The following is a 13,852-nucleotide window of genomic DNA, read 5'->3' as shown; positions in this document are numbered from 1 at the left end:
CCCGATGCGGTACATAGGGGGTTCTGAGTAGAGAAATGCTAGTTGAAAATGTGTAAACCTATTTCAGGACTAGACATATCCTTCCTGATTTCCTTTGGCTGCTGAGCTGTCACTTGGCCAAGTGATCTGACTTGCTGTATGCAGGGCCGAAGCAAGACCACAGATATTAAAAGGGCCACCGCTCGGTGGCCCATCGGTGGAGTCTGATCCTGACTCCGGCACTCTAGATTGTGGCAATCTCGCTATGGGTCTTGTCTATGGTGCCCTCCTTGCGCGCCAGGCGCTTGTTCAGATATGCCAGTGCTGATGCCGCAAAGCCTTCAAGCTGTGTTGAGGTTGCAAGGCCGCGTGCTTGGGGTACTCACAAATGAAATGTTCGATTCCCTCCATCAGTTGTTCACGTAATGACATCACGGGCTCATGCCAGGCTTGCAGGCAGAGATGGCCGGGGATCAACTGCTCCTGATAATCTTCCAGCAGCTGTTCTGGCCAGGGTTCAATACCGGAATTGCGTTGCAGCAAATAGTGGGCGGCGGGTTCACGGGCATAAATGAACTGAATTTGGGCCAGATCGCGTTGGCATAGCGTTTGACTGTTGATATGACAGGTCAAATATTTTCCCGTCTTCAGATCCAGAAAGTGACCGCGTTGCCGACAGGGGACGATGCGATACCAAGGCAGGGGTGAGGAGAGAGAATACCCCTCAAGCTCCTGTTCCAACCAGTGGCGACACTCGGGTGTCTGCACCTCGTCGAGCATGGACTCGAGCTGTGTCAACAAGGCTCTGGATGGTTTGATGGCCAGTTTCGCACTCATCGCCTGCAATCCTCCCTCTGCACACAATCCCGACTTTCAGTATGGACCTTGTTCGGCCAGAGGGGGTAGGGAATCTAATGATTAAAAGTGGATTAGCAGCGTGGTTTTTATGCACTAACTTGGTTCAACCCACCAGATAGGTGCCGGTACCGAAGGCAATGTGGGTGCCCTCTTCGTTGTGCAGCTCCATCCGGGCGACGGCCACCTTGCTGCCAGCCCGAATGATGTGGGCGGTGGCGATAAACTCGTTGCCACGTCCCGGGCGCAGGTAATCCACCCGCAGATCTATGGTGCCGAGGCGGGCGAAGCGCTCCTTGAGATAGCTGGGGGAGAACTCCTCCAGCTCGTCGATGCAGGAGGCGGCGACGATCATGCCGCCAGCTACATCCAGCAGTGTGGCGGTGACGCCGCCGTGCAGGATGTTGTGGAAAGGGTTGCCGATCAGTTTGTCGTCCATCTTGATGCGCAGTTCCACCTTGTCGAAGTCGTAGTGGGTCACCTGCATGCCGATCAGCTTGTTGAACGGCATCTTCTCGGCAAACAGGTTGGCAATGCCACTGAGCGCCATCTTCTTGAGCATCTGTTTCATTCTCTGATCCCGATCCTTATCATCAAAGCCGAGTAAAAACTCCAGCCAGTCTGCAACAGTTTCTTAACAGTCGCAATGGCAGGTTTATTGTGGGCGGCGGCTGCTTTAGAATGGCGACCCCAAAGGAGAGCCCATGACCGCGATTGCCGAAACCCTGCCAGATCCTCAGCCAGAGAGTCCGCTTGCCCTGCTGCAGGCGGTCTTCGGCTATCAGCAGTTTCGGCCGGGTCAGCTCGAGATCATCGAGCAGATCGTCGCGGGGCGCGATGCGCTGGTGCTCAAGCCCACTGGCGGCGGCAAGTCGCTCTGCTACCAGATCCCAGCACTGTTGCGGCCCGGGCTCGGTGTGGTGGTCTCTCCCCTTATTTCGCTGATGAAGGATCAGGTCGACAGCCTGCGCGCCAACGGCGTAGCGGCGGTCTACATCAACTCGGCCCTGAGCCGGGAGGAGATGATCCAGAACTTCGCCGCCATGCGCCGCGGCGAGATCAAGTTGGTCTATGTCTCCCCCGAGCGCTTGCTGCAGCACGAGTTTATGGATCGGCTGGCCGAACTGCCGCTCGGGCTGTTCGCCATCGACGAGGCGCACTGCGTCTCCCAGTGGGGCCACGATTTCCGGCCTGAGTATGCGGCGCTGGGGCGGCTAAAACAGTGGTTCCCACAGGTGCCGGTGGTGGCGCTAACTGCGACTGCCGACGAGGCGACCCGCAGCGACATGCTGCACCGGTTGGAACTCAACGATCCCTTTATTCACACAGCCAGCTTTGATCGCCCCAATATCCGTTACAGCCTGGTGGAGAAGTTCAAGGCGGCCGAGCAGCTGCTGCGTTACGTGCAGAGCCAGAAGGGCAACTGCGGCATCGTCTACTGCTCCAGCCGCAACCGGGTGGAGGAGGTGGCCGAGCGGTTATCCCGCCACGGCTGCAAGGCGGCGCCCTATCATGCGGGGCTGCCGCTCGAGCAGCGCCAGCAGACCCAGGATGCCTTCCTCAAGGATGACATCGAAATAGTGGTGGCGACGGTGGCGTTCGGTATGGGTATCGACAAGCCCAACGTACGCTTCGTGGTGCACTACGACATTCCGAAGAACATCGAATCCTACTATCAGGAGACCGGCCGCGCCGGGCGCGATGGCACCCCCGCCGAGGCTCTGCTGCTCTACGATCCCGCCGATATCGGCCGGGTGCGCCGCCTGCTCGACAACATCGAGAACCCGCAGCAGTTGCAGGTGGAGCAGTACAAGCTCAACGTGATGGCGGCGTTTGCCGAGGCGCAAACCTGCCGCCGTCAGGTGCTGCTCAACTACTTCGGCGAGTACAACGACAAGCCGTGCGGCAACTGCGATATCTGTCTCGATCCGCCCAAGAGCTATGACGGCACTGAAGATGCCCAGAAGGCGCTCTCCTGCGTCTGGCGGGTGGGCCAGAATTTCGGGGTGGGTTATGTGGTGGAGGTGCTGCGCGGGTCGCTGAACCAGCGCATCAAGGATCATGGCCACGATAAGCTGTCGACCTACGGCATCGGCAAGGATCAGAGCCACGAATACTGGATGAGCGTGATCCGCCAGCTGATCCACAAGGGACTGCTGACCCAGAACATCACCCGCAATTTAGTGCTGCAGTTGACCGAGGCGGCCCGCCCCGTGCTGCGTGGCGAGGTGAAGCTGGAGTTGGCGGTGCCCCGCCTGCAGCCCATCTCCAGCCGCAAAGAGAAGCGCAATGGCCTGCTCGACAACGCCAACTACGACAAACGGTTGTTCAAGGAGCTGCGTGGCCTGCGCAAGCAGATTGCCGAGGATGAAGAGGTGCCGCCCTACGTGGTGTTCAACGATGCGACCCTGGTGGAGATGGCTCAGTTGATGCCGATGACCGAAGACGAGATGCTGGCTATCAACGGTGTCGGTCACCGCAAGCTGGAACGCTTTGGCGAAGCCTTTATGGACCTGATCATCGACTACTGCCGTCGCTAGGGTCGATTAGGCAGCCTAATCGACCACGGTAAGCGCGGCTCGGAAGAACCCAAGGTCAGACGCGAGGTTATTTCAGGCTGGCGTAGAAGGCGGCCAGATTGTCGATATCCGCATCGGTCAGCGGCGCCATGAAGGGGTCCATCAAGGGCTCTTTGCGGGTGCCATCCTTGAACGCTTTCAACTGTTTCACCAGATAGGCGGCATTCTGACCCGCCAGATGGGGATAGTTGGGGATCATCGCCTTGCCTTCCACGCCGTGACAGGCGGCACAGACCGCCGCCTTGGCTTTGCCGGCTTCAATATCGGCAGCCTTGGCCTGATGACCCCACGCCAGTGCCAGCAAGGGCAGGGCATATACCCATTTTTGCATCTTCTTCTCCTTGAATTGAAAAATGATGGTTGCCAGTGAGCACAAGCATGGCTGACGGCAGTATAAAGAGTGACACGAGCATACGCAGGGACGAATGGCACAACCATGAAGTTGATCAACACTTTTGCGACCGAGTTGCCCTGGGCCTGTGAACCCGTGGCCCCCCAGCCGCTGCAGCAGCCCCGGTTGCTTCATCTCAACCGGGCTTTGCTGGATGAGCTGGGATTGGGAGGCGTCAGCGAGGCTGACTGGATTGCCTGTTGTGGCGAGGGAAAAGAGCTGCCCGGCATGCAGCCGGTAGCTCAGGTCTATGCCGGCCATCAGTTCGGCGGCTATAGCCCGCGGCTTGGAGATGGTCGCGCGCTGCTGCTGGGTGAGCAACTGGCGCCGGATGGTCAGCGTTGGGATCTCCACCTGAAGGGAGCAGGTAAAACCCCGTTCTCCCGCTTTGGTGACGGCCGCGCCGTATTGCGCTCCAGCATTCGCGAGTATCTGGCCTCCGAGGCGCTCCATGCCCTCGGCATCCCGACCACCCGGGCGCTGGTGCTGGTGGGCAGCCAAGAGCCCGTTTACCGCGAACAGGTGGAGACGGGGGCGACCGTGCTGCGGACCGCCCCCAGCCATCTGCGCTTCGGTCATATCGAGTATTTCGCCTGGAGCGGGCAGGGGGAGAAGATCCCGCTGGTTATCGATTATCTGCTGCGCCACCACTTCTCCGAGCTGGAGAATGGCGCCGAACTGTTTGCCGAGGTAGTGCGTCGTACCGCACGGCTGATTGCCAAATGGCAGGCTGCGGGCTTCTGTCACGGGGTGATGAACACCGACAACATGTCGCTGCTCGGCCTGACGCTGGATTACGGCCCCTACGGCTTTATCGATGCCTATGTGCCGGACTTTGTCTGCAACCACTCGGATCCGGCGGGCCGCTACGCGCTGGATCAGCAGCCTGCGGTCGGTTACTGGAATCTGCAAAAACTGGCGCAGGCGCTGGCTGGCCATGTAGACGGTGATGCGCTGGCTGCTGCGTTGGCCCAGTACGAGCAGCAGCTGATGTTGCACTACTCCGAGTTGATGCGGGCCAAGCTCGGACTGGCAGTGTGGGAGGAGGATGACCCGGCTCTGTTCCGCGAGCTGTTCCGGTTGCTGGCGGCCCACAAGGTGGATTACCACCTGTTCCTTCGTCGTCTCGGTGAGGTAACGCAAGAGGGGGCGTGGCCTGCGTCTCTGCTGGCCCTGTTGTCTGAACCTGGTGTTTGGCAGGCGTGGCTGGAACGCTATCGGGCGCGGCTGATGCGCGAAGGCAGCGAGGATGCCGTGCGCAAGGCGCAGATGGATGCCATCAATCCCAAGTATGTGCTGCGTAATGCGCTGGCCCAGCAGGTGATAGACGCCGCCGACGCAGGGGATATGCGGCCTTTCGAGCGGCTGTTCGCCGCCTTGCAGCGCCCCTATGATGAACAACCCGAATATGAGGATCTCGCCACCCCGACTCCGGCATGGTATTGCGGTGGTGAGCTCTCCTGCAGCAGCTGAGAGACAGGGAATGAGTTGGCAAATCAAACAGGTAGATAGCGAAGCTGGCGTGGTGACGCTGGATTGTCCGGCACTCGACTGGGACACGTTCCCGCTGTTGGCGCAGGCCTTGCTGCGAGAGTGGGAGCTGCAGCCGCTCGAGCAGGATGCGGGGGCCGACCGCCATAGCTGGTTGCTGGTGTTTGAAGGGAGCCAGTTTCGGCTGGAGTACGAACACTACAGCGGCTGCTGGCTGGAGGCGGTGCGCCCGGCGGATCGGGAGGCGCTGCTCTGGCTCGCCAGACAGCACAAGGTGTGACTATCGCCCACAAGGCCTGTTCTGCCGCTGGCCAACTTGGATGAGCCTAATCGCATAAAGATTGAACTATCGGTTTGGGGGCGTATAATCTCGCCCCTCGATTATCGCCAATGGTGGCGATATGGGTTCCCTAACCCCATTAACCAAAAAGGTCACAAGATGAATCTGACCCCCGCGCAGTACCAAACGGCGCTCGTTCGCCTATCGTTGTTCCACATTCTGATCATTGCCAGCAGCAACTATCTGGTGCAGCTGCCGATCACCGTGTTTGGCTTCCATACCACCTGGGGTGCGTTCAGCTTCCCGTTTATCTTCCTGGCGACCGACCTGACGGTGCGGATCTTCGGTGCTGGTCTGGCACGCAAGATTATCCAGACCGTGATGCTGCCAGCGCTGGCGGTCTCCTATGCGCTCTCCGTGCTCTTCTTTGAAGGGAGCTTCCAGGGCGTTGGTCATCTGGCCGAATTCAACCTGTTCGTGGCGCGTATCGCGCTGGCCAGCTTTATGGCCTATCTGGTAGGGCAGTTCATGGATGTGGTGGTGTTCAACCGCCTGCGTCTGCTCAAGCAGTGGTGGATTGCACCTGCGGCCTCCACCCTGTTCGGTAATCTGGTCGATACCATCGCTTTCTTCAGTGTGGCCTTCTGGCGCACCACAGATCCTTTCATGGCAGAGCACTGGGTCGAGATCGCAACCGTCGATTACGTATTCAAGTTGCTGATAAGCCTTGGTTTGTTCGTGCCGCTCTACGGTGTCTTGCTGCGCTACCTCAGCCGCAAGCTGGTGGGCGAGGCCGGATTATCCAGCCTGCAAACGGCCACCCGGCAAGCCTGACCAGATTGACCACCCTTCGCGGTGGTCAATTTTTTTGCACTTTCTGCAAATAGCGCTTGCCTAGTTAAATGAGAATGATTATTGTTAACTTGTTTTCCGGGAAAGACTTCATTCGTTCCAACGTGATGGACTTCTTGTGAAGGCACGACATTGCTCACATTGCTTCCAGTTAAGGGCCAGTTTATCTGGCCCTCTTTTTTTGTCATTTTTCAGCAAATTGCAGGCATAAAAAACGGGAGCCAGGGCTCCCGTCGTCACGCAGTCTGTGGCTTACTCGATATCGAGTGCCTCGGGGGAGAGGATCACCCCTGTGGTATCGGCGTAGAGGTGGTCGTCAGGCAGGAAGGTTACGCCACCGAAGTTGACCGGCAGATCGGTCTCCCCTACATCCTTGCTGTCGGCACCTACCGGAATGGCTGCCAGTGCCTGAATGCCGATATCCAGATCTTCCAGAATATCGACTTCGCGGACGCAGCCGTAGCAGACAATCCCTTCCCAATCATTCTCGGCCGCCGTGGTGGCGATGTCGCTGTCGATCAGAGCGCGGCGCATGGAGCCACCGCCATCGATCAGCAAGACGCGTCCCAGTCCGTTCTCTTTGACGAGTTCACGGATAAGACCATTCGATTCGAAGCATTTGACGGTGGTGATGACGCCGCCGAAAGAGGCGCGGCCGCCGAAGGAGCAGAGCATGGGTTCAAGCACATCCACCATGTCCTGATAGATGTCGCACAGTTCAGAAGTATTGTATTCCATAGTGTCAAATCCACGGCTGGAAACAGGTGCAACCAGTATAAGGAGTGGGTGTGGCATTTCAATGAATATTCCTTGCACAGATCACCTGTCGCCGCTTTTCTGCATAAGCTCAATGCAGTTCACTGCCTGTTTGCGAGAGGTCCATCGTGCTTATCCGTCATAAGTTGATCCTGAATACCGTGCTGGTTGCCGTTGCCATGCTGGTACTGAGCGGCCTGTTTATCTACTCCAGCCAGGTGCACCGTCACCTGACCGAAGCCCAGCGTAATATCGACCAGCTGGAGATCGCCATGCTCAACCTGCGGCGGGCCGAGAAGGATTTTCTGATCCGCAAGGATATGACCTTCGTCGAGCGCTTCAATCAGGGGCTGTCTGACTTTCACCAGCACAATCGGGAGCTGCTGACCGATGACAATCTGGCGGCCGTCGAGGGGGAGCTGACCAGACTGGATCAGCAGATCAGCGGTTATGGCAAAGCCTTCAACGATCTGGTGGCCCAGCAGCAGAAGATTGGTCTGGCGCCTGAGGAGGGGCTCTATGGCAAGCTGAGGGCGGCGGTGCATGAGGTGGAGAATGGGCTCAAGCAGCTGGATCAGCAGGGGCTGCTCATCACCATGCTGCAACTGAGGCGGGCGGAGAAAGACTTCATGCTGCGCTCCGACATCCAGTATCTGGAGCGTTTCGAAACCTTGCACAAGAGTTTTCAGGATAGCCTTGCCACTTTGCCGGAGGCGGGTCGCGGCAAGCTGGAGCAGGCCAGCAAGCAGTACCGGCAGGACTTTGTGGCGCTGGTGCAGGGGATGCAGATACTGGGGCTGAAAGAGGATGAGGGGCTGCGTAACCAGATGCGGGATCTGGTGCATCAGACCGAACAGGGGTTTGCCGCCGTCGATCAGCATATTGTCGCTGAGCTGGAGCGGCAGAGCGCTCGCCTCAACAGCCTGATGCTGGTCTGTGGCGGGGTGATTGTGGTGCTGATTGGCATCATGAGCGTGTTGCTGGGGCGCAGCATCGACCGTCCCATTACTCAAGTGAATGACACCGTCAACCGCATTCGTCAGGATAATGACCTGCGTCTGAAGATAGAGTTGCGCGGGGCAGATGAAATGGCCCAGCTGGCAGGCAATCTTGACGTGATGCTGGGCGGGTTTCGCAACCTGATTGGCGATGTGAAGCAGAGCGTGCACACCCTTACCGAAGCGGCGGATCACCTCTCGGCCAACGTCAAGCGCACCAGTGAAGGGGCGGCGCGCCAGCTGCAGGAGACCGACATGGTGGCGACCGCGTCCACCGAGATGGGCTCCACCATCGAAGAGATCGCCCGCAACACCGAGCAGGCGGCCAACAATGCGCAGGCGACCAACAACAAGGCGATGGAGGGGCGGGCTGCGGTCGAGAATACTGTCGAGCAGATCCGCTCGCTGGCGGGCAATCTGGAGAGTTCATCCCGCGAGGTGAGCCAGCTGCAAAAAGAGAGCGAGACCATCGGCTCCGTGCTCGATGTGATCCGCGGCATTGCCGAGCAGACCAACCTGCTGGCCCTCAACGCAGCCATCGAAGCAGCTCGGGCAGGGGATCAGGGGCGTGGTTTTGCGGTGGTGGCCGATGAGGTGCGCAATCTGGCCATCCGTACCCAGAAATCGACCCAGGAGATTGCCGGCATCATCAGCTCGCTGCAGAAACAGACCGGCAGCATCGTCGAGGTGATGGTAACCTGCCGCGAGCAGGGCAACCGCAGCTCGGATCAGGCCAGTACTGCAGGGGAGTTGCTGGGGCAGATCACTCAGGATGTTACCAACATCATGGACATGAGCACCCAGATTGCCGCCGCCATCGAACAGCAGAGTCTGGTGGCCAACGAGGTGAACCGCAACGTCAACAACATCCGCGACATCGCCCAGGAGTCGAGCATCATGGCGGAGGAAAATGCTAGATCCAGCGAGGGCCTCAACGAGCAGGCCCAGCTGCTCAACAAGGCGGTGGCAAAATATCGGGTTTAGTGAGCGGACTGGCATCCTTGTGAGGTTTTTGCACCAGAGTGGCAATGATTTGATCGTAATGGCTGTTATTGGGGTAATTCGCTCATATAATCGCCGCCACTATTATGATTCGGAAGGATTCGATGGCAAAGTTGCTGGTGGCCGTATTCGGGCTGCTCTGTTCCTGTCTGGTGTTGGCAGGTTCGGCGCCTCAGGCTACCCCACTCAAGCCCGGTATGGAGCCGCTACTCAGCTGGTTCAACGGGGCCTTTACGAGCCGGGAGCAGGCCAGTTACGACAGCCGCTTTACCAGTGCCGAGCTGCGCCTGATGGAGATCTGGCCCGGCTATCAGGGCTATCGCTGGGTCTATGCCGAGCAGTATCTGAGCATGCGCTCCATCCGTCCCTTTCGCCAGCGTATTTATCGCTTCTCATCCGCCCCTGACGGGCGGATCCTGATGGCAGAGCTGACCATGCCCCGAGCCACCGATTTTGCCGGTGCTTGGCATGATCCCGCCCTGCTCGACAGTCTGACCCCGCAGCAACTCTCCTTGCGCCACGGTTGCGAGATCTGGTTGACCCGTACCCCCTCCGGCGAATATGCCGGTCACACCCGGGTGGGCCACTGCTCCACCGATTTTGGCGGTGCCACGACGCTGGTGCAGCATATCTGGATTGGCCCCGATAGCGTCAGATTGCTGGATCGCGCCTATGACAACGCAGGGAGCCCGCGCTGGGGCAGCCCTGGTGAGGGGTATGTCTATTTGCGTCGTTCCAAAGGGTTTGGCCAGTAGGGGAGAGTGCGTCTGGCTGCGGGAACATGAAGGATGAAAAACAGGGATCGTAAAAAAGGCGCCCATTGGGCGCCTTTTTCAGAATTCTTCAGAAGTAAAATTACTTCTTGGTGGTCATCGCACCGAAACGCTTGTTGAACTTGTCTACGCGGCCGCCGCTAGAAACTTCTTTCTGCTTGCCGGTGTAGAACGGGTGGCACTCGGAGCACACGTCCAGGTTCAGATCTTTACCGATGGTAGAGAAAGTGTTGATGACGTTACCGCAAGAGCACTTGGCGGTGATGGCTACGTAGTCAGGATGGATACCAGCTTTCATGGACAACCTCAATTAATAGGCCGTGTCGCCATCCGATCTCTTGTCGGACACCACACGATTGTTGAACACAGTTTCAAAGGCTGCGAATAATATAGGAAATGCCTGAGATCAGGCAAGTGGCTTCGCAGAAAAAATAGGCAACCCCTGGTGAATTCTTCCCAAACGCTGGATCTGGTTCGTGTCGCTGTCCCGGTACCGTTACGCCGTCACTTCGACTATCTCTCTCCCCTGCCGTTACCTGCCCCCGGTTGCCGGGTCGAGATCCCTTTCGGTCCCCAGACCCTGGTCGGGCTGGTGGTGGAGCATCCGGCCGACAGCCAGGTGCCCCGCAACAAGCTCAAGCCCATCAAACGGGTATTGGACACGGCTCCGGTGCTGGGGCCGGATATTTTGGCGCTGATGAACTGGAGCGCCAGCTACTACCAGCATCCGCTGGGGGAAGTGCTGCCCCACGCCCTGCCGGTGTTGGTGCGCAAGGGGGAGCCTGCCGCCTATCGTGAGCTGGAGTTCTGGTTTGCTACCGAGGCTGGCATGGCCATCGACCTTAACGAGCTCAAGCGGGCGGCCAAGCAGCAGCAAGCGCTCGCCTTGCTGCGCAAGGGGCCGCAGACCCCCTCCGCCCTCAAGCAGGAGGAGATCCAGAGCGCCGCACTCACCGCGCTGGAGAAGAAGGGGCTACTGGAGAAACGCTCGCTGGAGCCGAGCCATGACGGCGACTGGGCCGCCCGCTTTGAGCCGGGGGAGGGGCTGCGCCTCAACGGCGAACAGGCGCTGGCCGTCTCTGCCGTTACCAGCCAGAGCGACAAGTTCGGTGCCTTCCTGCTCGATGGCATCACAGGTTCCGGCAAGACCGAGGTGTATTTAAGCATCCTCGAGCCCCTGCTCAAGGCGGGCAAGCAGGCGCTGGTGATGGTGCCGGAGATCGGCCTCACCCCGCAAACCATCAATCGATTCCGGCGCCGCTTCAACGTGCCAGTGGTGGCGATGAACTCCGCCATGAACGACAGGGAGCGGCTCGATGCCTGGCTCGCCTGTCGCGACGGCGCCGCCGCCATCCTGATCGGCACTCGCTCCGCGGTGTTCACCCCGTTTCACAATCTCGGCATCATCATCATCGACGAGGAGCACGACGGCTCCTTCAAGCAGCAGGACGGTTTTCGCTACCACGCGCGGGATCTGGCGGTGATGCGGGCCCATCGTGCCGGTATTCCGATCCTGCTTGGCTCTGCTACCCCGTCCCTGGAGACATTGCACAACGCCCGCACCGGTAAGTATCACCATCTCACCCTGACTCGCCGTGCCGGAAACGCCCAGACCGCCCGTCAGGTGATCCTGGATATCAAGAGCGTGCGGCTGCAGGCCGGGCTCTCCCCCCAGCTGGAGCAGCTGATGGCGGAGCATCTGGCGGCGGGCAATCAGGTGATGCTGTTTCTCAACCGCCGTGGCTATGCCCCAGCTCTGATCTGCCACCAGTGCGGCTGGAGCGCCGCTTGCGAGCGTTGCGATGCCTGGTACACCTGGCATCAGGCCGGACGACGGCTGCACTGTCACCACTGTGACAGCGTGCGCCCCTTGCCCCACCACTGCCCCGAGTGTGGCAGCAACGAGCTGATCGGATCGGGAGTGGGCACCGAACAGCTGGAACAGCTGCTTACCACGGTTTTCCCGCAATATCCGGTAGTGCGCATCGATCGGGACAACACCCGCCGCAAGGGGGAGCTGGAGACCCATCTCGGCGACATCAAGGCGGGCAAGTACAAGATCCTGATCGGCACCCAGATGCTGGCCAAGGGCCACCACTTCCCGGATGTGACCTTGGTGGGGCTGCTGGATGTGGATGGCGCCCTGTTCAGCGCCGATTTTCGCGCCGCCGAGAAACTGGCCCAGCTCTACACCCAGGTGGCGGGCCGCGCCGGTCGCGCCAGCAAACCCGGGTTGGTAGTGCTGCAGAGCCACCATCCGGAGCACGCCCTGCTGCAGGATCTGACCCAGAATGGCTACGGCCACTTCGCCGATACGGCGTTGAAAGAGCGCCGCCTGCTGGGGCTGCCACCCTTCAGCTATCAGGGGCTGTTCCGCGCCGAGGCCAATGGCCGTGACGAGGTGCAGCTGTTCCTCGCCCGCCTCGCCGATACCCTGCGCAGCGCCCGCTATCCCCACGTTCAGGTGCTGGGGCCCATCAGCGGCTTTATGGAGCGCAAGGCGGGCAAGTTCCGCATGCAGTTGCTGGTGCAGGGGCCGAACCGGGCACCGCTGGCCCAACTGCTGGATTGGGCGGTTAAGGAGCTGGAAGGCTGGACCGAGACCAAAAAGGTGCGCTGGAGTCTGGATATCGACCCCACCGAGCTGAGTTGATGGTGGCACCGGCGCCGGTCGCTGGCAGTTATCGTCAGCGACCGATGGGTGATTTCATTTCAAGGCTCAGACCCGCAGATCGATCTGCTGCACCCAGCCTCCTTTACCCTGTTCGGTGAGATAGAGGCCGGATTGGCGCAGCACCCCCTGATTGCCGCTCTCCCCCAGATGGTTGAAGGGGGTGTCGAGGGGGCGCAGCAGGATGGCGCCGATCCCCAGTTCGACCAGAGCTATAGGTGCGTGCTCCGGATGCCAGAACTGCAGGGCTGAAAACTGGCTATCCCCCTCATCCAGCACCCCGTTGCCATCCTCATCCAGGGTGGCCAACTCGCCGAAGCCATTGCCGGAGCGAGCACCAAACAGCTCGCCCCCATCGTCTATGGTGCCGTTGCCATTGCGATCCAGCGCCACAAAGCCGCTGCCTTCACTCAAGCCCGGCAGGCTATCCTCTTTGCCATCCTGATCGATATCGAAGTTGACCCGAGCCTCGGTCAGATCGGCAATCTTGCCATCCAGACTGAGTACCAGCGGATCTTTGAGGGCATTGAGGGTGGTGCGCCGCTGGCTCACCTCCAGCTGGCGCCAGTCGAGCACAAAGCCGAGATCGAGCTGAATCGTCTGACCATCCCGAGTCGCTACGCTGGCTGACGCCACCACGTTGAGCTGCTCCTGTTGCAGCAGGCTGTCGGTTACTTCCACCAGTTGATCCGGCTCGGCGGCTTGAGCAGCGGCATCTCCTTGGGTCACTCCATCGCCTCCCTCTTCGGAGGGTTTGATCGGCTTGGGCAGCTCGATTTCGTGGCCCAGCATCGCTTCAATCATCAGCTTGATCAGCCGCTGGCGGTTATCCAGTCCATCGTCGGGAATGCCATTCTGCTCTTTGCCGACGTCCGCTGCGGGCGGGGCGGGAGTTGTTGCCGCTTGCTGGTTGGCGGCTGATTGCCTTGCGGTTTGCAGCGTCAGAGTGCTGCTGCGTTCGCCGGCCGCAGCCGTGTTGTTGCCCTCCGGTGAATTGACGGCGGGTGGCACGGGCCCGAGGTTGCGCACCTTGCGGCTCTGGGCCTGTTGTTGCCGGTATTGCACCTCCCCCTGGAGGTCGTAGTGATCGATGCGCATACGTTCGCCCTCGGCGCTATACATCTGGTCAGTTATCGACCAGCGAATGAGCAGGGCTTAACACCAAATCGGACTAATCAGGGAGGTGGTTAGTACTAGGTTGCAAGGTGGTGGCGTGGCAGGATGG

13 protein-coding genes are annotated in these 13,852 nt (G+C 59.7%); 7 read left to right on the top strand and 6 right to left on the bottom strand.

Annotation, left to right across the window (positions count from 1 at the left end):
- Nucleotides 1-288: 288 nt before the first annotated feature.
- Nucleotides 289-816: a hypothetical protein gene (locus tag G5149_RS19600; RefSeq protein ID WP_005342628.1), complete on the bottom strand. Its 528-nt coding sequence runs from the start codon at nt 814-816 to the stop codon at nt 289-291.
- A 124-nt stretch (nt 817-940) separates the two neighbouring features.
- Complete coding sequence (locus tag G5149_RS19595; RefSeq protein WP_042054246.1) at nt 941-1,405, bottom strand: thioesterase family protein; 465 nt, start codon at nt 1,403-1,405, stop codon at nt 941-943.
- 133 nt (nt 1,406-1,538) lie between these two features.
- Here G5149_RS19595 and recQ point away from each other — a divergent pair, with 133 nt between their 5' ends.
- Nucleotides 1,539-3,374 (top strand): ATP-dependent DNA helicase RecQ, encoded by a 1,836-nt coding sequence (gene recQ / locus G5149_RS19590; RefSeq protein ID WP_042081697.1) that lies wholly within the window; start codon nt 1,539-1,541, stop codon nt 3,372-3,374.
- A gap of 67 nt (nt 3,375-3,441) precedes the next feature.
- Here the strand turns inward: recQ and G5149_RS19585 are convergent, their stop codons facing one another.
- On the bottom strand, nt 3,442-3,744 hold the full coding sequence (locus G5149_RS19585) for a c-type cytochrome (protein WP_005340687.1): 303 nt from the start codon (nt 3,742-3,744) through the stop codon (nt 3,442-3,444).
- A gap of 105 nt (nt 3,745-3,849) precedes the next feature.
- Here G5149_RS19585 and G5149_RS19580 point away from each other — a divergent pair, with 105 nt between their 5' ends.
- The 3 genes from G5149_RS19580 (at nt 3,850) to G5149_RS19570 (ending at nt 6,409) form a co-directional block, all read left to right on the top strand.
- Nucleotides 3,850-5,277 carry a protein adenylyltransferase SelO gene (locus G5149_RS19580; RefSeq protein WP_421213423.1) on the top strand — a complete coding sequence of 476 codons (1,428 nt, stop codon included), beginning with the start codon at nt 3,850-3,852 and terminating at the stop codon, nt 5,275-5,277.
- Nucleotides 5,278-5,287: 10 nt separating this feature from the next.
- Complete coding sequence (locus tag G5149_RS19575; RefSeq protein WP_203119861.1) at nt 5,288-5,575, top strand: DUF3630 family protein; 288 nt, start codon at nt 5,288-5,290, stop codon at nt 5,573-5,575.
- A gap of 159 nt (nt 5,576-5,734) precedes the next feature.
- Nucleotides 5,735-6,409 (top strand): 7-cyano-7-deazaguanine/7-aminomethyl-7-deazaguanine transporter, encoded by a 675-nt coding sequence (locus tag G5149_RS19570; protein ID WP_005340680.1) that lies wholly within the window; start codon nt 5,735-5,737, stop codon nt 6,407-6,409.
- Between the two features lie 270 nt (nt 6,410-6,679).
- Here G5149_RS19570 and rraA read toward each other — a convergent pair whose 3' ends face one another.
- Nucleotides 6,680-7,165, bottom strand: a complete 486-nt coding sequence (rraA, locus tag G5149_RS19565) for a ribonuclease E activity regulator RraA (protein ID WP_005340678.1) — start codon at nt 7,163-7,165, stop codon at nt 6,680-6,682.
- Nucleotides 7,166-7,311: 146 nt separating this feature from the next.
- Here rraA and G5149_RS19560 point away from each other — a divergent pair, with 146 nt between their 5' ends.
- Together G5149_RS19560 and G5149_RS19555 are read left to right on the top strand one after the other, a co-directional pair.
- Complete coding sequence (locus tag G5149_RS19560; protein ID WP_421213422.1) at nt 7,312-9,165, top strand: methyl-accepting chemotaxis protein; 1,854 nt, start codon at nt 7,312-7,314, stop codon at nt 9,163-9,165.
- 122 nt (nt 9,166-9,287) lie between these two features.
- Entirely contained in the window at nt 9,288-9,938 is a 651-nt protein-coding gene (locus tag G5149_RS19555) for a chromophore lyase CpcT/CpeT (RefSeq protein WP_421213420.1), read from the top strand.
- Nucleotides 9,939-10,038: 100 nt separating this feature from the next.
- Here the strand turns inward: G5149_RS19555 and rpmE are convergent, their stop codons facing one another.
- Nucleotides 10,039-10,254 (bottom strand): 50S ribosomal protein L31, encoded by a 216-nt coding sequence (gene rpmE, locus G5149_RS19550; RefSeq protein ID WP_005340673.1) that lies wholly within the window; start codon nt 10,252-10,254, stop codon nt 10,039-10,041.
- Between the two features lie 147 nt (nt 10,255-10,401).
- Here rpmE and priA point away from each other — a divergent pair, with 147 nt between their 5' ends.
- Complete coding sequence (gene priA / locus G5149_RS19545; protein WP_337073736.1) at nt 10,402-12,609, top strand: primosomal protein N'; 2,208 nt, start codon at nt 10,402-10,404, stop codon at nt 12,607-12,609.
- Between the two features lie 66 nt (nt 12,610-12,675).
- Here the strand turns inward: priA and G5149_RS19540 are convergent, their stop codons facing one another.
- A complete protein-coding gene (locus tag G5149_RS19540) occupies nt 12,676-13,749 on the bottom strand; it encodes a hypothetical protein (RefSeq protein ID WP_337073735.1) in 1,074 nt (357 codons plus the stop codon).
- Nucleotides 13,750-13,852: the final 103 nt, after the last annotated feature.

Origin of the sequence: Aeromonas sp. 600479 (genome assembly GCF_049175515.1) — a bacterium.
Taxonomy (GTDB): Bacteria; Pseudomonadota; Gammaproteobacteria; order Enterobacterales; family Aeromonadaceae; genus Aeromonas; species Aeromonas veronii_A.
The sequence above is the reverse complement of the archived record's forward strand: the minus strand, read 5'-3'. Positions and strand labels throughout refer to the sequence as shown.